Below are 16,363 nucleotides of genomic sequence, written 5' to 3' on the forward strand. Positions count from 1 at the left end.
CAATGACCGCTCGCGTCGCCGCCGGTGCCCGCCTCCACTTCGGCTTCCAGAACCTCTCGCTCGCCCGCGAGCGCCTCTACGGCGGCGTCGGCGTCGCCTTGGAGGAACCCCAGGTCGTCGTCGAAGCCGATCCCGCCGAGGGCATCCACTGCGAGGACGACCTGGCCGCCGAATACGCCTGGACGGCCGTCGATCTGCTGGGCGTCAACGGGGCCGCCATCGAGGTCAGGGATCGGCTCCCCCGCCACGTGGGCCTGGGCAGCGGCACGCAGTTCGCGCTGGCGACCCTGACCGCCATCGCGGGCGCGTACGACATGGAACCCGCCGTCCGCAAGCACGCTCCCGCGCTCGGCCGAGGGGGTCGCAGCGGCGTCGGCGTCGCCGCCTTCGAGACCGGCGGGTTCCTCGTCGACGGCGGCCACCCGACCGAACTGTTCACCGCCGCGCCCCCGGCCGACGGCCAGTGGACCGTGCCCCCCGTCACCGCCCGCCACGAACTCCCCGAGACCTGGCGGTTCGTCGTCGTGTTGCCCGAGTCCAGTACTGGTCGCTCCGGCCAGCGCGAGGACGAAAGCATGCGGGCGGTCGTCGAGCGGGCCGACACCGGCATCGCCGACGAGGTGGGCGGATTGCTCCTCCGGCGGGTGCTCCCCGCCGCAGCGGAGGGCGACCGCGAGGCGTTCGGGGCCGGCGTGGCCAAACTCGGCCGACTCAACGGGGCCTGGTACGCCGACGAACAGGGCGGCGTCTACCGCCCGCCGGCGGGCCGTATCGTGGACGCGCTCTCTGACTGCCCCGCGATCGCCGGAGCCGGCCAGTCCTCGTGGGGACCGGCCGTCTACGGCGTGACACACCGCCACGGCGTCGACGAGGCGCGTGAAGCTGCGCGTGACGCGCTGGGGGAAGCTGGTGTGGAGGGGCGCGTTCTCGTTACGGCTCCGCGGAATCGTGGGGTTCGCGTCGAATAGTGAGGAAGTGACGGATTTCGAGCGCCCCCGGAAGGCACGACCAGTCGACCGTCTCACGAATCCCAAAGGTTAGTAACGGTCATCAGGTCTTCGAGGGGCATCGTTTGAAAATCGGCGTCAGCGACGACGAGTTCGTCACCGGTCGACCGGGCGGTCGCGGCGACGAACAGGTCACGAGCGGGCATGGTATCACCACTTCGCTGCAACTCTTGTTGTAGCTGCACCGCCTCCAATGCGATGGACTCGTTGAATTCCAGCGACGCCACTCGGCCAAAATCTTCCCGAGTCCCGTTGATGTCGGTTGATCCTGAGCTGAAGACTTCACCGATAAGTACCTCATAGACGCAGATCGAGGAGGTGAGCAGGGTCGGCTGGTCGTCGACGAACTCCACGACGTGCTCCACGTTGTCGAGGTAGTCGATAATGACCGACGAATCGAGGAACGTCATCGGCCAAATGATTCTCGCGACCGCTTGACGGCCTCGCGGGCTTTTTTCGCCTTGTCTGTCCCCTCCCACGCGCCCGGATTCATCGACCGGTTGTCAGTGGCGAGTCGGTCAAGTAGCTCGTCCCAGGTTTCATCCTCTCGTTTCAGGTGGCGGAGTTTGTCTTTCGTGTCGTCAGACACGCGAATCGTTGAACTCATTGTGTATACATCGAGTATACAGACAAGTAGCTGTTTCGCCGTTACCGCCACTCGACTTGTTTACACTATCGTACCTGCGCTGACGAGCATAGCTTTGGCTATGGGGAGAAAACTCCATCACTCAAAATCCCCGTAACAACTACGGCACGGGGTCCGTATGGCAGGGTATGGACCGCATCCCCTTCGGCATCAGACAACTCGATACGATTATCGACGGGGGCGCACCGCCGGGGAGCGTCGTCTTGCTGTCGGGGGAGTCCGGTGCCGGCTCCCGGGAGTTCATGTACACCAGCGCCGTCGTCAACGGCCTGGGCCACACCAACGAGGACCTCCACGACCTATACTACGGGGACCTGGCGTCAGGGGCCGCTCTCCCCGAGGAAATCCACTACGTCTCCTTTACCGCCGACGACGACCAGCTCTTCCGGGAGATGGACCGCGTCATGGACGAGGAAGTCGTCGAGTCCGGCTTCGACCCCGTCGAGTTCGTCGACATGGCGGAGGTGTACTTCCACACCAGCAGCGTCCCCCGGCCGTGGTACGCCGAGGAGACGGCCCACATCCGGGACATGGCGGGTCGCCACGACCGCGAGGGACTGTTCGCCGCGCTCGGCGACTACCTGAACGCGAACGCCCAGGGGAACCTCGTCATCCTCGACTCGCTGTCGGACCTCATCAGCGCCATCGGCGACGAACACGACTGGTCCGACATCGTCTACCTCGTCAAGGGCCTCCAGAAGGCCGCCCACTCCTGGAACGGCCTGATCCTGGCCCACGTCAACCACGAGACGGTCACGGACGTGGAACACGGCCAGTTAGTCGACGCGGCCGACGGGACGATGATCTTCGAGTGGGAACAGGGCGGGAGCGAGCGCGCCCGGACGCTCGTGTTCAAGAAGTTCCGTGGCGTCCTCTCCCAGATCGAAGACGAGGACATCATCCGCTTCGAGACCGAGATCGGCGACGCCGGCTTCGACATCAGCGACGTTCGGAAGATTCGCTGACAGTTCTCCGCGGTATCGGCCGAAACGCCGGCTGAACTGCCGCCAGTTCCCGAGGCCGATTGTTTTACGAATTGATAAGCTGTGGCAAACGCTTAACTACCGGAGTTGCCAAAGGGCCGATAGATGGCCAGCGAGCCGTCCGACGATCCGGTCTCGATCTCACTGCCGCCGGAGCTTGCGGAGTGGGTCGACCAGCAAGCCGCCGACCGCGACACCGACCGGGAGACGGTTCTGGTCCAGTTGCTCGCGGCCCACCAGGCCACCGAGGAACTGGAGGACGGAGCCGACTTCGACGCGGACGTGCTCGCACGAACGACCGACCTCGAAGACGAGGTTCGGAACATCATCGCCGACCGCCTCTCCGACATCGCCGGCGCCGTCACCGACCGCATCGACATCGAACAACAGGTCGGGACGGCGCTCGACGAACGACTCGACGACCGGATCGCGGCGGCGGTCGACGAGGAACTGCCCGAGGCGCTGGAGGAGGACCTCCCCGAAGCGATCGACAAACACCTCGCAGCGGAACTCGACGAGCGGCTGGCCGACGCGATCGAGGACCAACTCGGTGCGTTGCTCGAGGACAGACTGGCTGAGGTCTCCCAGTCGGCGGCCGAGCAGGCGAGCCGACAGATCGCAGGCGAGATCGAGTCGGTCGAATCCGAGTTCACGGGCAAAGTCGAGGACGTTCGCGACCGGGTGATTCAGGTCAAAAAGGAGACCGACCGGAAGGCACCGGCCGATCACGAACACCCGGACGTCGTCGATCGAATCGAGGACGTAGAGACCGATATCGAGGGGCTCGTCGGTGAGATCGAGGACGTCGAAGCGGACCTCGACGGGCGACTCGACGCGGAAGCGGACCGGCTCGACGACGTAGAGGAGACCGTCGCGGACGTCCAGGAGAAGCTCCGGACGGTCGCGTACGTCGTCAAGGAACTGCGCGAGAACTCCGAGGTGAACAACAAGCGAGCCACCTCGATCGAGGCGATCAAACGAGCCGCCGCCGAACACGACGTCGACCGCGCCCAGTGTGAGGCCTGCGGGCAGGGCGTCTCCGTCGCGCTGATGACCGACCCCGAGTGTCCACACTGCAAGGCGACGGTGACGGACGTCGAACCGAGTGACGGCTTCTTCGGGAAACCACAGCTGGTCAAGGCACAGGGAATCGAAGCGGCGGGCGACGAGGAGGAGGGATGACCGAGGACTCCGAGGACAGCGACGACCCCTTCGAGGGGTTCGACGCACCCGACGACGTGGACCCCTTCGAGGACCTCGAGGGACCGACCGAGCCGGACGAGGACACCACCGAGGACCGGGGCGAATCGACCCACGGTTCGGTCCCGGACGGGGACGATCGGACACAGCCAGAAGGGATGGCCGAGAACCCCTTCGGGGAGTCCGACGGGGGACGCGAGGGGGCCGGCGGGCCGTTCGGTAGCGGTGAGCCACACGAGGACCCAGCGAGTGGGGCGGCGACCGACGACGCGGATCCCACGGACGACCCCTTCGCCTCGTTCTCGGGAGCCGGTGGCCGGACCGGCACGGACGAGGACCCGTTCGGCTCCTTCGAGTCGGCCGGCGTCGACGAGATCGACCCGGACGTGGTCTGGGAGGCGCTCTCGGCGGCCGAGGAGGAGGGAATGCCGGAGTTCGACGAGAAGGTCTACTACGAGGTCTCGAAACACTCGTTTTGCGAACGCTGTGAGTACTTCTCCAGCCCGCCGGAGTGTACCTGTACGTACGACGGGGCGGCCATCGTCGAGTTCCTCGACATGGAGACGGTGCGACTGTTGAACTGTCCCGTCGTCGCCGAACAGCGCGAACTCGAGGAGAGCGTCGGGAAGATCGGGTCGGACTAGAGAGAGGTGCCGGAGCCGCGTTCGAGCGAGCGGTAGGTCTCGACGACTTCCTCGAAATCGTCCATCGACTGCCGGAGTTCGTTGCTGAGTTCGACCGCGCGGCGCTTGAGACGTTTGAACTCCTCGTCGTCTTCGAGTTCGCTCGGCGTGCGTTCGGCTTCGAGCACGGAGAGTTTCGAGAGGAGTTGGAAGAACTCCTCCAGACGCGGATCCGAGCCCGGCGCGTCGATGTGCTGGTCGAGCGTCGAGAGCAGCGTCTCCTTGTCGACCGGTTTACAGAGGTAGTCGTCGAAGTCCATCTCCAGGATGTTGAGGTCCGGGTCGACCGCCGTCACCATGATGATCGGGAAGTCGTAGCCGCGCTCTCGGAGTTCGACCAGCACGTCGTCGCCGTGGACGTCCGGCATCCGGCGGTCGAGCAGGACGGCAGTGACGTGATCGCCGGCCTTCTCGAGGGCCTGCTCGCCCCCGTAGGCGAGTTCGATCTCGTACCGGTCGCGGAGCTTCAGGGCGTAGGCTTCGGCGACGTCTTCCTCGTCGTCGACGACGAGTATCGTCTGGGTGAACTCACCGGACACGGTCCTGTCCCACTCGTCCGGGATACGTGGTGAAATACTTTTGCGCGGTTTCGGCCGGTCGGACCGCCGCCGTGGCTCATCCTGTCGGACAGCAGTCCGTGAACACTGGATCGACGGTCGGGCCGGCACACCGTAAAGAACTGCCCGCTCGACAAACGACGGGTGCGAAAATTCCTGTCCGGCAGTATCAGTTCCCGGGACGGTACGTACACTTATTAACTGCGGTCGGCAACCCCGAGAGGAGTCGAGTCATGGCGGAATCGGAGTTCCTGACGGTCCACCCGGACCCGGTCATTCACTACGGGCGGTCGGCCGACGGTATCGTCATCGAGGCGATCAATTCCGCCTTCGAGACGACCTTCGGTGCGAGCACGACCGAGGACGGCGGTGTGTCGCTCCAGGCCACGCTCACGTCCGACGGAACGGTGTCGGACGTCGCCGCGGCGATCGAGGCCGGCGACCCCGTCGATCGGCGCGTCACCTGTCCGGTAGCCGGGGAAACGCGGCCGTTCCGCCTCCGGCACATTCCCGGAGACGGAGGTGGCTATCTCGTCTACACCGACGAGAGCGAACAGGTGTCCCGCGAACGGGACCTCGAAGCGCGCAACGAACGACTGGAGACGTTCGCGAGCGTCGTCTCCCACGACCTGCGAAACCCCATCGACGTGGCCGAGACGTACCTCGAAGCCGCCCGCGAGGACGGTGATCCCGAGCACTTCGACCGCGTCGCGGACGCCCTCGGACGGATGCGGACGCTCATCGACGACGTGCTCGCGCTCGCCCGCGATGGCAAGGTCGTCGACGACACGGAACGGGTCACCCTCGCGGCGATCGCCGAGGCCGCCTGGGAGAGCGTCGATACCGGCGAGGCGACGCTAACCCTGGTCGACGAGACCGCCACGCTCCAGGCCGACCCCGACCGCCTCCAGCAACTCGTCGAGAACCTCGTCCGCAATTCGCTCGAACACGGCGGCCCGAGCGTCACCGTCGGCACCATCGACGGGGAGCGCACCGGCTGGTATCTCGAAGACGACGGACCCGGCATCCCGCCCGAAGACCGGGACGAGGTCTTCGAGCCCGGCGTCACCAGTTCCACCGAGGGCACCGGCCTGGGGCTGGCTATCGTCGAGCGAATCGCCGACGCCCACGGCTGGACGGTCGCGGTAACGGAGAGCGACACCGGTGGTGTCCCTGCGAGTGACGCGAGGGGGGAGTCGGCCGACGAGCGGCGCGAGTCCGGCGGTGCGCGATTCGAGTTTGCCGAAATCGAGTCGCTGCAGCCGTTCTAGCGGCGAGTCAGCGACAGTGGCGGGATGGCACAAACAGGAGTTTGAGCCTCACCCACGTTTTTCCACGCTGCCCGTCTGCCCTGGGACATGGACTCTCGAACGGACCGCGGACGGTATCAGTTTCCCGTGCGACGGCGGGAACTCGTCGCCGCGCTCGGGGCGGCCGGGACGGGCACTGTCGCCGGGTGTGGTGAGATTCAGTCCGAGACGACGCTCTCCGATCCGACCGAAAAATCCGACGGGAGCGGGCGGCGGAGCCTCCATTTCTCCTCGGACGGCGAGGAGATCGGTCACTTCGGCGTCGACGGGACCGTCGCGTCCGATCTGATCGAGTTGCGGACCGAGATCTGGCACCGGGATGGGACCCGCGTGCAATCGATCGAACTCAGGGTGTGGATGCCCGAAACGGCGAGGGACACCCCTGCCGAGGTCGCCGTCGTCTCGCCCGTGGAGGGCGATAGCTCGCCACCGCCGAACGTGCGACTCTCTTCGCCCGACCGGGACCTCGGCACGGTGATCGAGATCGACGATCTGGACGATCTGGCCGACGAGACGATCAGCACGCTAGAGCTGCTCGTCAGACCCGCGTCCGAGACGGCCACGGAGCTCACCATCGACAGCACGATCGAACTGACGAGCAGCGGGCTCCTCGGTTCCGATTACACGCTCGACGGCCGGCTCGAACTTGAATACCCAAAACTCGCTACCCGGTCGGACTGAAACGCGACGAGAGCACGCGTCGAGGGAGTCGAAAGAGGGAATGGGGTACAGGTTCGTAGTCGGAGTACCGTCACTATGCAATTTTGCGACGAATGCGGTTCGATGATGCACGCGGACGGCGACGAGATGGTCTGTTCGTCCTGTGGCGCTCGGGTCGCAAAGGACACCGAAAAGGCCGACCAGTTCGTCAGTACCGAGGAACAGAGCGGCGACGAACTCATCGAAACCGAAGAAGGCGCGAACTTCGAGGGGAAACCGACTGCCGACGACGTGACCTGTGAGAAGTGCGGCCACGGCAAGGCCTGGTACACGATCAAACAGACCGGGTCGGCCGACGAACCGCCGACGCGCTTTTTCAAGTGCCAGGAGTGTGGCAACCGCTGGCGTGAGTACAACTAGCTCTCTTTGACTTCGAGGCCACGCACCTCGTCGACGTCCAGCCGCCAGCCGTGCATCGCTTCGAGGGAGTCGGCGCGCTCGAAGTCGCTGGAGAACCAGGCGTTGTCGTCCAGCGTGTCCATGAGGTGCGTCCAGTCGTCGGTGTCGTGGTCGATGCGCCGTGCGTTGCCGGTAACCGCGATGGACTGCCAGTCGAACCGACCGCCGATGTCGGTCACGAGCAGGCGGACGGACGCTCCCTCGTCGATGAATTCGAACTTCCGGCCGTCGGGGCTGTCTTCGAGGAAGACGAAGTAGACGTCCTCGCTGTCGTACCCGAAGGAGATCGGGATGCTGTACGGCTCGTCGTCGCGGGCCAGCGAGAGAACAGCCCAGCCGTGCGCTTCGAGCAGGTCGTCGACGGTTCGCGCGTCCATGGGCGTCCCCATCCACTGACCGGTCGTATCCATCGTCATAGGGCTAGTTGGACAGCTAAGGTATTGAAACCACGCACAGGGGGCCGTTTCACCGAGTCGTCGTCACCGCGGACCCCACGGGCTTTTGCCCACAGGTGCGAAACGGCCAGCCGTGTCAGCCGACTCGCGCCGCGTCGAAGTTCACCCCGGCAAGGAGGCCGTCGTGGAGTTCGACCCCTCGCTGACCTTCGAGTGCGTCGACGACTGCACGTGGTGCTGTCACCACGGCGTCCTGCTGTACGAACCGGACCTGCTGGAACTCGCCGACTGTGCCAACCTCGCGGAGACGACGACGTCGTTTCGTGGCGAGGACTTCGTCCGGCAGGAGCACAAAGACCGCGAGGACCACGTCGACGAGAACGGCCAGGCCTGCTTTTTCCTCCGGGACGACGGGCTCTGTTCGCTCCACGCCGAGTCGGACTGGAAACCCACCCGGTGTTCGGTGTTTCCCCTGGCCGTCACGGTCGAGGACGGCGACATCCACGTGGACGTTCGCGAGTCAGCCCACGAGCACTGCGAGGGACTGGACGTCTCGGAGCGGCGCGTGGTCGAGCACCTCGACGCGTTCCTGCCCGCCGTGCTCTGGGACCTCGACGACCCGGAGACGCGGCGAGAACTGTGAGCTCGGCGGGCCTCGACCCGGTCCCCGCTAGTACGGACCGGCCCAGCCGCAGTCGACGCAGCTGAACAGTCCCTGCCCGTTGACCGTCGGACCCGCACAGCTGGGACAGGAGAACGTCGCCGTCCCGCCGTCGGTGACGACGACGCTGTCGGTCTCTGATTCCGTCTCGGTACTGATCGCGTCCGGAAGCTCCGGGTGGCAGGTGCCACAGACCCACTCGATCTTCCGGTGGGCTTCGCTTCCGAACGCGCGGTGCCGCCATACGTGAGTGACCTCGCACCCACACTTGTCACATTCTGCCATCGCTTACCCTAACGAACGTGCGACTACAGTAAAAATCTTACCCTGTATGTACACTAATCGTCCCTCGATAGATATATTGTCCTTATATTCGTCGCAATATCTGGTCGTTCGTCGAGAGACGGGACCCAATAGTGGACGATACGACGGAAGAGTCGGAAAACGGGATTCAGGCTCCGACCGCGAGCCAGGCGACGAAGACGGCGAGACCACCCAGAGACGTGCTGATGACGGCGTGGACGCGGAGTCGGTCGAGGAGGTGGTGGGCGTTGTCGGAGAGTTCGGCGACCTCGCCCACTTCACCGCCGACCTCGCACTGCGGGAGGAAATCCATCGCGATGTGGAGGAAGATACCGGCGGCGAAGCCGAAGACGGCGGCTCGTCCGAGGCTCCCGATGGGGAGGTCGAGCAGCGCCGAGGGGATACCAGCGATGCCGACACCGGCCGCGGGCAACAGGATGACCGACGCCGACCGGTCCGAACTGGCCAGGCGGCGCGCAGCGGCGTAGCCGGCGGGCCCCTTGTGCGAGACGATGGCGAGACCGAGCAGCAGGCCGAGTTCGGGCATCGAGCCGTAGACGAGGCCGATGATAACCCCGGCCGAGAGTGCGTGTGCCGACAGCTGGACGGCAGTGTCGTCGAACGTGGCGTTGACGTGGGCGAGTCGATGGCCGATGATATGCGAGGCGAACCCGACGAGGATGCCGGCGGCGACGCCGAACCCGCCGACGCGGGGGTCGAAGCCGATGGCCTGCGGGAGCAAGAAGACGGCCGCACTCGTGATCATCGCGCCGCTGGCCAGCCCGTATCCCCAGACCAGTCGCGTCGCGTTCGGCGAGCGGGCCGCCCTGACGCCCAGCGGGATCGAACCGGCCATCGCCCCGAAGGCGACCCACGAGATGACGAGCATCTTCCAGAGTTCCCCCATCACTGCGACGCCGGACAGCACGACCAGCGCCGCCACGCCCGCCACCCCGACCAGCGACAGGCCAGGGCGCGAGTTAATAACTCCGTGACTCATATTATTAGTTATCTGGATAAACCAGGCCGGTTTGTAATAATAAACCCATCGGTCGGGTCTCGGAGCCAGCAGCGAAATGGGGGTCAGCGGGACGGAGCCACCGTCATCGCGTCGCGCGTTTCCAGGTTTTCAGATCGACGATCGCGCCGTCGATATCCCCCGCGGGGGCCTCGGTCGCCGCCCAGCGGAACATCGGAGCGATATCCTCGGGATCACGACCCGTCGATCCCGAGAGGTCGGTCGCGACCTGACCGGGGTCGACGATCGCGACTGCCTGGTCGAGTTCGGCGGCGAACCCGCGAGCGAGCGCCTCGGCGGTCGCCTTCGAGACGGCGTAGGTCCCGTATCCGGGTTCGGCCTCCCGGGCGATACGGCCCGACGGAACGAGGATTCGCGCGTCGTCGGCGAGGTGCGGGAGCGATTCGCGGACGGTCGTGAACACGCCTCGACCGTTGGTCCGGAGATGATCGTCGAAGGCGGCGTAGGACTCGTCGGTGAGCGGGGTCTCTCCCGGCGAGCCGTGATAGACGCCGGCGTTCGCGACGACGGCGTCGATAGCATTCCCTTCGCGTGCGGCCGTCTCCATCAGGCGCTCGACGTCGAACTCGTCGCGGACGTCCGCGCGCATGGTCGTCACGCTCCCCCTGGAGTCGCGGATGTCGTCGGCAGTCGACGCCAATCCGTCGGCGTCCCGCGCACAGCAGACGACGTGTGCGCCCTCGACCCCGAACAGCCGGGCGACGGCCGCCCCGATGCCACGACTCGCACCCGTGACGACCACGGTGTCTCCGTCCATCGGGTCACTGTAGCACCGTGAGAACCATGGACGTTCCGCTCTTGACCGACCCCGTGTGAACTACCAGCAAACCATACAGGTGAGGTTCCGGTTTTATACGGGTTCGTCGCACATTGATATTTAATGAGTTCGCTAGCGGGGACATCCATCGACGTCGTCGGCGGTGGCTTCGGGGGGCTATCGACCGCCTGCTATCTCGCCGACGCCGACGCCGACGTTCGAGTACTGGAGAAGAACGGACAGCTCGGGGGCCGAGCCGCCAGGTTCTCCGAGGACGGCTTCCGGTTCGACATGGGCCCGTCGTGGTACCTGATGCCCGACGTGTTCGAGCGTTTCTTCGGCCACTTCGGGAAGGCTCCCGAGGACTACTACCGCCTCGAACGGCTGGACCCACACTATCGCATCTTCTTCAAGGACGGGGACGAGGTGGACGTGCCGGCCGACCGCGACGCCGTCCGCGAGATATTCGAGTCCTACGAGGACGGAGCCGGCGAGGCCTTCGACGAGTACCTCGCCGAGAGCGAATCGAACTACGAACTGGCGATGGAGAACTTCGTCTACGAGGACCGTCCGAGACTCAGGGACTGGGTCGACCTGGACGTGATCAAGGCGGCCCCGGTCGGGCTGAAACTGCTGGGGAACATGCAGGGCCACGTCGAGGACTACTTCGAGAACCCCAAGCTCCAGCAGATCATGCAGTACACCCTCGTCTTCCTCGGGGGCGCGCCCCACAACACGCCCGCACTCTACAACATGATGAGCCACGTCGACTTCAACCTCGGCGTCCACTACCCCGTCAGCAACGGCGAGGGCGACCAGATCGGCGGCTTCGGCGCGGTCGTCGACGCGATGGTCGACCTCGGGGAGGAACTCGGCGTCGAGTACGTCACCGACGCGCCCGTCGCGGAGATAACGCGGCGGAAAGAGGGGTTCCTCGTCGCGACCGAGGACGGCACGGAGTACAACCCGGACCTCGTGGTCAGCGACGCCGACTACGCTCACACCGAGCGGGACCTGCTGCCCGAACACGAGCGCCAGCACGACGACGACTACTGGGACTCGAAGACCTACGCCCCCTCCGCGTTCCTGCTGTATCTCGGCGTCGAGGGCGACGTGGACGAGTTGGCCCATCACACGCTCGTCCTCCCCGACGACTGGGACCCACACTTCGAGCAGATCTTCGACGACCCGCAGTGGCCCGACGACCCCGCCTACTACGTCTGTGTCCCCTCCGAAACCGACGAGACGGTCGTGCCCGACGGCGACCACAGTAACCTGTTCGTGCTCGTCCCCATCGCGCCGGACTTAGAGGACGGCCCCGAGGTCCGAAAGCAGTACCGCGACGAGGTGCTGGCCGACATGGCCGAACACACCGGCGTCGACGTCCGGGACCGCATCGCCTACGAAAAGCAGTTCTCGGTGTCGGAGTTCGCCGACCGGTACAACTCCATCCAGGGGACGGCGCTGGGACTGGCCCACACGCTCCGCCAGACCGCGCTCCTGCGGCCGCCCCATCGCTCCGACGCCGTCGATGGCCTCTACTACACGGGCTCGTTCACGACGCCCGGCATCGGCGTCCCGATGTGTCTGATCAGCGGCCAACACACTGCCGACGCCATCCTGGCCGATACCTGACGAGCGATGACCGACGGCGCACTCGACGTTCGGACGCGGCTCGAAGCGGTCGCCGAGTACCTACCCTCCGAGGAGACGCCGCTTGGCTACCTGTTCTGGCTCTCCCGACCTCGCTTCTGGCTGTATCTGGGCGGCCCGGTCATCGTCGGCGCGACCTACGCGGCCGACAGCGTGCCGGAACTGTTCGGCCCGGTTCCCGTCCTCCTGCTCGCCTTCTTTACGGTCCCCGCCAACGTCTTCCTCTACGGCGTCAACGACGTCTTCGACGCGGACATCGACGCAGTCAACCCGAAAAAGGAGGACAAGGAGGTCCGCTATCGGGGGAGCCGGTGGGTCGTCGCCGTCGTCGTCGCCTGCGGCCTGCTGGGACTCGCCTTCGTACCCGTCGTCCCACGGACGGCCGCCGCGATGCTCGGCCTCTGGTACTTCCTCTCGGTCGAGTACAGCGCCCCGCCGCTGCGGTTCAAGACCACGCCGCTGCTGGACTCGATCTCGAACGGCCTCTACATCCTGCCGGCCGTCGTCGCGTTCACGGCCGTCGCGGGCGAACTCCCGCCGACGACGGCCATCGTCGCCGGCTGGCTCTGGACGATGGGGATGCACACCTTCTCGGCCATCCCGGACATCGAACCCGACCGCGAGGCCGGCATCAGGACGACCGCGACGGTGCTGGGAAAGAAGCGGACCTACGGCTACTGTGCGCTGTGCTGGCTGGCCGCCGCCGTCATCTTCTGGCAGGTCCACCCCTTCTTCGGCGGCCTCCTGGTGGTCTACCCGGCGCTCGTCTTCGGCATCGCGCGATCGAACATCGACGTGAACGACGCCTACTGGTGGTACCCCGCCATCAACACCCTCACCGGGATGACGATGACGCTGGCGGGCCTGTGGGTGCTCCTCTTTGGCTATGGCGGTTGAATCCGTCACCCGTGAGCGAGTGGAAGCCCGCCTCGACGACCTCGTCCAGGAGAACCGATTTCTCGTCGCCGTGGTCTTCCCCGCGATGGGCGCGATCTTGCTCGTCGCGAGCGCCGAGTCCCTGCTTCCCGGCCCCCTCAATTTCAACCCCTACCTCATCCTCTTCGGGACGCTCGTGATGCGATTGCCCCTCGTGGCGGGCGTCGCGCCCCTCGTCGATCGGCGAGCGATGCTGGCGATGATCGCGCTCACCGTCTACTCCTACGCCATCGAGTACGTCGGGACGACGACCGGGTGGCCCTACGGACACTTCGCCTACGGCATCGACCTCGGGCCGATGCTCCTGGGGAAAGTCCCCCTGGGACTGCCCGTGTTTTTCTTCCCGCTCGTGTTGAACAGCTACCTGCTCTGCCTGTTGCTCCTCGGGGGCCGGGCGACGCGGTGGCTCGTCCGCCTGCCCGTCGTCATCGCTGCCGTACTGGCGGTCGACCTCGTGCTCGACCCCGGCGCAGTCGGCCTCGGCTTCTGGGCGTACGACGCCGGCGGGGCCTACTACGACGTCCCGTGGTCGAACTACGCCGGATGGGTCCTCTCGGCGACCGTCGCCGTGGGGCTGTTCGACGTCGCCTTCGACCGGGCGGCGCTCGTCACACGGGTTCAGTCCTGTCCGTTCATGCTCGACGACCTGGTGAGCTTCGTCATCCTCTGGGGGTCGATCAACGCCTACTTCTTCAACTGGATTCCCGTCGCTGTCGCCGGACTCTTTTTCCTGGGCCTGGTGCAGATCGACCGCTTCGATTTCGCGGTGGTTCGGACGATGCCGATCGTCGGCGAGAAGTTCTGAGAGCGAAGCGGTCAGTTCTCTTCACGGTGCCGTGCGAGACGCTGCTGGGCATCGGCGATGGCTTCGATCGCGACGAGGAACCGCCACCCGACGTACAGCAAACCGGCCAACACAGCGGGGAACAGGACGAGCAGTGGCGTCTGAACGACGAGCAGTGAATACCCGAACAACAGTGCGAAGACGAGACCGATACCGGCGAGCCATGATCGAGGTATCGAGGGCGGGGAGTAGCCAGGCATCGGCGTCGTGTTACCTGTCAATGGAGAAGTAAGCGTCGGTCGTGTAAGAGGGGAAACAGACCGGCGGCTCCGATCGACAGCGAAACTACTGCGTGGGAACGGACTCGGGCGGCTCGAATCCGGGCGAGTGCGCCGGGCGCTCACCGATCGTCGAGACCCGCTCGAAGACGGCTTCGGGGTCCTTGTTCCAGATCCAGTGCCAGCGCGTCTTGGCGACGAGCCAGGCCTTCCGGGCCGTCGAGAGTTGCGGGGTCGCCGAGAGCACGTCGAAGTCCCGCTCGCGGATGAGCCGGTGGTGGTCGGCGTACAGCACAGCGGCCAGCAACACGGCGAACTGGCAGTCCTCGGGGAGGTACTTGATGCCCGCGACCCCCTCGCGATAGAGTCCTTCGGCCCGGTGGAGTTCGTGACGCATCGCCGACCGGAACCCATCGGAGAGTTCGAGGTTCAGGATCTGTGACTCGGTCACGCCGTACTGCTCGTAGGTTTCGGCTGGGAGGTAGATACGCCCGAGTTCGACCGCGTCCTCGCGAACGTCCCGCAGGAAGTTCGTCAACTGGAAGGCCTCGCCGAGGGCACCGGCGTGCGGGCGGGCCACCTCGGACTCGTCGGTGTCCATGATGGCGGTCATCATGTAGCCGACGGCCGAGGCCGAGCCGCGCATGTACGCTTCGAGTTCGTCGTAGGTCTCGTAGCGGTCTTTGTCGATGTCGGTCACCATCGCGTCGACGAACAACTCGACGTCTTCCTCGGTGATGTCGGTCTCCCGGCGGACCTCGTCGAACGCTTTGAGTACGGGGTCGTCGGTCTCCCGCCGGCCGAGCGCTGCCTCGCGAATGCGGCGGAGTTCGGCCGCCTGCTCGGCAGGCGTGTAGTCGTTGTCCTCGTCGTCGACGACCTCGTCGGCGATCCGAAAGAAGGCATACAGAACGTACGTCTTGTGGCGAACGCGTTCCGGGAGGAGCCGCGTCGCGTAGTAGAAAGTCTTGCCAGTGCGCCTGTGAATCGCTTTGCTCTGTTCGAGGGAATCGTTCCGTACCATTACGTGTCCGAAGTCACCGAGTCGTTGCGGTCTCGACACGCCCGCCGAGGGCGACGTCGACTATCCACTGCCGTGTGTTCACTTGTTCGTCCGGAAGGTTCACACACCAATAAGGAGCATACCTTACTGGTTGGTATCCGTTGGAGTCGTATCCGGTCGTGAATCGAGAGTTCGAGAGCGCCATTATACCCTCGTCTCGTATCGATCACAGATACGGGCCGCAGACCCCTGAATATGCGCCCCAGATGCCCGTCAGATACGTGCCACGTGCGAACGAGCATAAGGGCTTTTGTGACCGCTTCGCGTACGGCCGCACATGGTCCGCGAACAACTCCAGACGGCAGCACAGCACCTCGAAACAGCGACCGATTCGGTCGACGGTGACGCGGCCGAGCGGCTGACGGAACTGGCCGAGAAACTCGACTCGCTGGCGACGGCCGACCGCGGGCCCGACCACGGCAGCATGGCGCGCATCCAGAACGCGCTCAACGACCTCAAGGACGACGTCGGCTCCGACGCCGTCGCAGCCATCGACGACGCCAAAGACGCGATCAGCGACTACCGCTCGACCGTCGAAGGCGTCTAATCGAACGCTGTGGTACTGCGTCTCATTATCCAAACATTTTAGATGATCGCGGGAGAGCCATCGAGACGATGAGGGGTGGACAGCAGACCCAGCAACGGGGGTTGCAGAAGGCGAACAGACAGTTGTTGCTCGCGTCGGAACTCACGCTCGAAGAGGACGTGGCCGAGCAGTTGGCGGAGCTGGCCCATCGAGTCGGGGAACTCGCGACGGCCGTCGAGATCGACCCAGAGTCCGTCGAGGAGATCGAAACCCGGCTCCGAAAGCTCCGCGACGAGGCCCACACGGACGTCCGAGACGCCATCGTCCGCACACAGGAGTTACTGTTGCCGTACTCTGAATCGGCGACGACGGCCTGAACGGACAGTACGGAAGCGGTTTTTAATTCGTACGTCGCAACTCGGCCAAAAATCTGTTCCCGCGAGCTTGCGAGCGGGAGCTCGTC

General features: G+C 65.3%; 22 protein-coding genes. 13 read left to right on the forward strand and 9 right to left on the reverse strand.

Translation table 11 applies throughout. From position 1 onward, the window contains the following. The first annotated feature begins 2 nt into the window (after window positions 1–2). Window positions 3–968, forward strand: a complete 966-nt coding sequence (locus E2481_RS06225) for a beta-ribofuranosylaminobenzene 5'-phosphate synthase family protein (protein ID WP_136716264.1) — start codon at window positions 3–5, stop codon at window positions 966–968. A 53-nt stretch (window positions 969–1,021) separates the two neighbouring features. Here E2481_RS06225 and E2481_RS06230 read toward each other — a convergent pair whose 3' ends face one another. Both E2481_RS06230 and E2481_RS06235 read right to left on the reverse strand, forming a co-directional pair. Next, window positions 1,022–1,417, reverse strand: a complete 396-nt coding sequence (locus tag E2481_RS06230; RefSeq protein WP_136716265.1) for a PIN domain-containing protein — start codon at window positions 1,415–1,417, stop codon at window positions 1,022–1,024. After that, on the reverse strand, window positions 1,414–1,614 hold the full coding sequence (locus E2481_RS06235) for a DUF7557 family protein (protein WP_136716266.1): 201 nt from the start codon (window positions 1,612–1,614) through the stop codon (window positions 1,414–1,416). The genes E2481_RS06230 and E2481_RS06235 overlap by 4 nt, the downstream gene beginning before the upstream one ends. Window positions 1,615–1,781: 167 nt before the next feature. Here E2481_RS06235 and E2481_RS06240 point away from each other — a divergent pair, with 167 nt between their 5' ends. From E2481_RS06240 to E2481_RS06250, 3 genes are all read left to right on the forward strand, one after another. Continuing rightward, window positions 1,782–2,618, forward strand: coding sequence for an RAD55 family ATPase (locus E2481_RS06240; RefSeq protein WP_136716267.1), 837 nt, complete (start codon window positions 1,782–1,784; stop codon window positions 2,616–2,618). A 123-nt stretch (window positions 2,619–2,741) separates the two neighbouring features. Further along, a complete protein-coding gene (locus E2481_RS06245; protein ID WP_136716268.1) occupies window positions 2,742–3,818 on the forward strand; it encodes a hypothetical protein in 1,077 nt (358 codons plus the stop codon). Then, window positions 3,815–4,480: a hypothetical protein gene (locus E2481_RS06250; RefSeq protein WP_136716269.1), complete on the forward strand. Its 666-nt coding sequence runs from the start codon at window positions 3,815–3,817 to the stop codon at window positions 4,478–4,480. The genes E2481_RS06245 and E2481_RS06250 overlap by 4 nt, the downstream gene beginning before the upstream one ends. On the opposite strand, the gene E2481_RS06255 is transcribed toward E2481_RS06250, so the two are convergent. Beyond that, window positions 4,477–5,034 carry a response regulator transcription factor gene (locus E2481_RS06255; RefSeq protein WP_136716448.1) on the reverse strand — a complete coding sequence of 186 codons (558 nt, stop codon included), beginning with the start codon at window positions 5,032–5,034 and terminating at the stop codon, window positions 4,477–4,479. The genes E2481_RS06250 and E2481_RS06255 overlap by 4 nt on opposite strands. Window positions 5,035–5,309: 275 nt before the next feature. Here E2481_RS06255 and E2481_RS06260 point away from each other — a divergent pair, with 275 nt between their 5' ends. The 3 genes from E2481_RS06260 (at window position 5,310) to E2481_RS06270 (ending at window position 7,466) form a co-directional block, all read left to right on the forward strand. Further along, window positions 5,310–6,347 (forward strand): sensor histidine kinase, encoded by a 1,038-nt coding sequence (locus E2481_RS06260; protein WP_136716270.1) that lies wholly within the window; start codon window positions 5,310–5,312, stop codon window positions 6,345–6,347. Window positions 6,348–6,434: 87 nt separating this feature from the next. Further along, window positions 6,435–7,067, forward strand: coding sequence for a hypothetical protein (locus tag E2481_RS18940; RefSeq protein ID WP_250137743.1), 633 nt, complete (start codon window positions 6,435–6,437; stop codon window positions 7,065–7,067). Window positions 7,068–7,142: 75 nt separating this feature from the next. Beyond that, window positions 7,143–7,466 (forward strand): transcription factor S, encoded by a 324-nt coding sequence (locus E2481_RS06270; protein ID WP_136716271.1) that lies wholly within the window; start codon window positions 7,143–7,145, stop codon window positions 7,464–7,466. Here the strand turns inward: E2481_RS06270 and E2481_RS06275 are convergent. Further along, complete coding sequence (locus E2481_RS06275) at window positions 7,463–7,921, reverse strand: pyridoxamine 5'-phosphate oxidase family protein (protein WP_136716272.1); 459 nt, start codon at window positions 7,919–7,921, stop codon at window positions 7,463–7,465. The genes E2481_RS06270 and E2481_RS06275 overlap by 4 nt on opposite strands. Before the next feature lie 112 nt (window positions 7,922–8,033). Between E2481_RS06275 and E2481_RS06280 the strand changes: the two genes are divergently transcribed. Continuing rightward, the gene (locus E2481_RS06280) at window positions 8,034–8,543 is read left to right on the forward strand and encodes a YkgJ family cysteine cluster protein (protein WP_136716273.1); all 510 of its coding nucleotides are present in this window, start codon (window positions 8,034–8,036) and stop codon (window positions 8,541–8,543) included. Window positions 8,544–8,570: 27 nt separating this feature from the next. On the opposite strand, the gene E2481_RS06285 is transcribed toward E2481_RS06280, so the two are convergent. The 3 genes from E2481_RS06285 to E2481_RS06295 form a co-directional block, all read right to left on the reverse strand. Next, the gene (locus E2481_RS06285) at window positions 8,571–8,846 is read right to left on the reverse strand and encodes a hypothetical protein (RefSeq protein ID WP_136716274.1); all 276 of its coding nucleotides are present in this window, start codon (window positions 8,844–8,846) and stop codon (window positions 8,571–8,573) included. Between the two features lie 166 nt (window positions 8,847–9,012). Then, a complete protein-coding gene (locus E2481_RS06290) occupies window positions 9,013–9,864 on the reverse strand; it encodes a ZIP family metal transporter (protein WP_136716275.1) in 852 nt (283 codons plus the stop codon). A gap of 103 nt (window positions 9,865–9,967) precedes the next feature. Further along, a complete protein-coding gene (locus E2481_RS06295; protein WP_136716276.1) occupies window positions 9,968–10,660 on the reverse strand; it encodes an SDR family NAD(P)-dependent oxidoreductase in 693 nt (230 codons plus the stop codon). A gap of 123 nt (window positions 10,661–10,783) precedes the next feature. Here E2481_RS06295 and E2481_RS06300 point away from each other — a divergent pair, with 123 nt between their 5' ends. Genes E2481_RS06300 through cruF form a run of 3 tightly spaced genes read left to right on the forward strand, consistent with a single transcriptional unit; the run spans window position 10,784 to window position 14,054 of the window. Further along, the gene (locus tag E2481_RS06300; RefSeq protein ID WP_136716277.1) at window positions 10,784–12,295 is read left to right on the forward strand and encodes a phytoene desaturase family protein; all 1,512 of its coding nucleotides are present in this window, start codon (window positions 10,784–10,786) and stop codon (window positions 12,293–12,295) included. Window positions 12,296–12,301: 6 nt separating this feature from the next. Then, window positions 12,302–13,210 (forward strand): prenyltransferase, encoded by a 909-nt coding sequence (locus E2481_RS06305; RefSeq protein ID WP_136716278.1) that lies wholly within the window; start codon window positions 12,302–12,304, stop codon window positions 13,208–13,210. Further along, the gene (gene cruF, locus E2481_RS06310) at window positions 13,200–14,054 is read left to right on the forward strand and encodes a bisanhydrobacterioruberin hydratase (RefSeq protein ID WP_136716279.1); all 855 of its coding nucleotides are present in this window, start codon (window positions 13,200–13,202) and stop codon (window positions 14,052–14,054) included. The genes E2481_RS06305 and cruF overlap by 11 nt, the downstream gene beginning before the upstream one ends. 11 nt (window positions 14,055–14,065) lie before the next feature. Here the strand turns inward: cruF and E2481_RS06315 are convergent, their stop codons facing one another. Both E2481_RS06315 and E2481_RS06320 read right to left on the reverse strand, forming a co-directional pair. After that, on the reverse strand, window positions 14,066–14,293 hold the full coding sequence (locus tag E2481_RS06315) for a hypothetical protein (RefSeq protein ID WP_136716280.1): 228 nt from the start codon (window positions 14,291–14,293) through the stop codon (window positions 14,066–14,068). A gap of 85 nt (window positions 14,294–14,378) precedes the next feature. Next, window positions 14,379–15,335 carry a phytoene/squalene synthase family protein gene (locus E2481_RS06320; protein WP_136716281.1) on the reverse strand — a complete coding sequence of 319 codons (957 nt, stop codon included), beginning with the start codon at window positions 15,333–15,335 and terminating at the stop codon, window positions 14,379–14,381. Between the two features lie 316 nt (window positions 15,336–15,651). On the opposite strand from E2481_RS06320, the gene E2481_RS06325 reads away from it, so the two are divergent. Both E2481_RS06325 and E2481_RS06330 read left to right on the forward strand, forming a co-directional pair. After that, window positions 15,652–15,921, forward strand: coding sequence for a DUF7553 family protein (locus E2481_RS06325; protein WP_136716282.1), 270 nt, complete (start codon window positions 15,652–15,654; stop codon window positions 15,919–15,921). A 68-nt stretch (window positions 15,922–15,989) separates the two neighbouring features. Then, entirely contained in the window at window positions 15,990–16,277 is a 288-nt protein-coding gene (locus tag E2481_RS06330) for a DUF7553 family protein (protein WP_136716283.1), read from the forward strand. Window positions 16,278–16,363: the final 86 nt, after the last annotated feature.

Origin of the sequence: Halorientalis salina, assembly GCF_005049285.1 — an archaeon.
GTDB classification, from domain to species: domain Archaea; phylum Halobacteriota; class Halobacteria; order Halobacteriales; family Haloarculaceae; genus Halorientalis; species Halorientalis salina.

Excerpts from the sequence above, each read along its gene's own strand:
- E2481_RS06245 (WP_136716268.1), top strand. The coding sequence starts at position 2,742 with ATGGCCAGCGAGCCGTCCGACGATCCGGTCTCGATCTCACTGCCGCCG.
- E2481_RS06315 (WP_136716280.1), bottom strand. The coding sequence starts at position 14,293 with ATGCCTGGCTACTCCCCGCCCTCGATACCTCGATCATGGCTCGCCGGT.
- E2481_RS06230 (WP_136716265.1), bottom strand. The coding sequence starts at position 1,417 with ATGACGTTCCTCGATTCGTCGGTCATTATCGACTACCTCGACAACGTG.
- E2481_RS06285 (WP_136716274.1), bottom strand. The coding sequence starts at position 8,846 with ATGGCAGAATGTGACAAGTGTGGGTGCGAGGTCACTCACGTATGGCGG.
- E2481_RS06235 (WP_136716266.1), bottom strand. The coding sequence starts at position 1,614 with ATGAGTTCAACGATTCGCGTGTCTGACGACACGAAAGACAAACTCCGC.
- E2481_RS06275 (WP_136716272.1), bottom strand. The coding sequence starts at position 7,921 with ATGACGATGGATACGACCGGTCAGTGGATGGGGACGCCCATGGACGCG.
- E2481_RS06260 (WP_136716270.1), top strand. The coding sequence starts at position 5,310 with ATGGCGGAATCGGAGTTCCTGACGGTCCACCCGGACCCGGTCATTCAC.
- E2481_RS18940 (WP_250137743.1), top strand. The coding sequence starts at position 6,435 with ATGGACTCTCGAACGGACCGCGGACGGTATCAGTTTCCCGTGCGACGG.
- E2481_RS06290 (WP_136716275.1), bottom strand. The coding sequence starts at position 9,864 with ATGAGTCACGGAGTTATTAACTCGCGCCCTGGCCTGTCGCTGGTCGGG.
- E2481_RS06270 (WP_136716271.1), top strand. The coding sequence starts at position 7,143 with ATGCAATTTTGCGACGAATGCGGTTCGATGATGCACGCGGACGGCGAC.
- E2481_RS06330 (WP_136716283.1), top strand. The coding sequence starts at position 15,990 with ATGAGGGGTGGACAGCAGACCCAGCAACGGGGGTTGCAGAAGGCGAAC.
- E2481_RS06295 (WP_136716276.1), bottom strand. The coding sequence starts at position 10,660 with ATGGACGGAGACACCGTGGTCGTCACGGGTGCGAGTCGTGGCATCGGG.
- cruF (WP_136716279.1), top strand. The coding sequence starts at position 13,200 with ATGGCGGTTGAATCCGTCACCCGTGAGCGAGTGGAAGCCCGCCTCGAC.
- E2481_RS06240 (WP_136716267.1), top strand. The coding sequence starts at position 1,782 with ATGGACCGCATCCCCTTCGGCATCAGACAACTCGATACGATTATCGAC.
- E2481_RS06250 (WP_136716269.1), top strand. The coding sequence starts at position 3,815 with ATGACCGAGGACTCCGAGGACAGCGACGACCCCTTCGAGGGGTTCGAC.
- E2481_RS06320 (WP_136716281.1), bottom strand. The coding sequence starts at position 15,335 with ATGGTACGGAACGATTCCCTCGAACAGAGCAAAGCGATTCACAGGCGC.
- E2481_RS06305 (WP_136716278.1), top strand. The coding sequence starts at position 12,302 with ATGACCGACGGCGCACTCGACGTTCGGACGCGGCTCGAAGCGGTCGCC.
- E2481_RS06300 (WP_136716277.1), top strand. The coding sequence starts at position 10,784 with ATGAGTTCGCTAGCGGGGACATCCATCGACGTCGTCGGCGGTGGCTTC.
- E2481_RS06225 (WP_136716264.1), top strand. The coding sequence starts at position 3 with ATGACCGCTCGCGTCGCCGCCGGTGCCCGCCTCCACTTCGGCTTCCAG.
- E2481_RS06325 (WP_136716282.1), top strand. The coding sequence starts at position 15,652 with ATGGTCCGCGAACAACTCCAGACGGCAGCACAGCACCTCGAAACAGCG.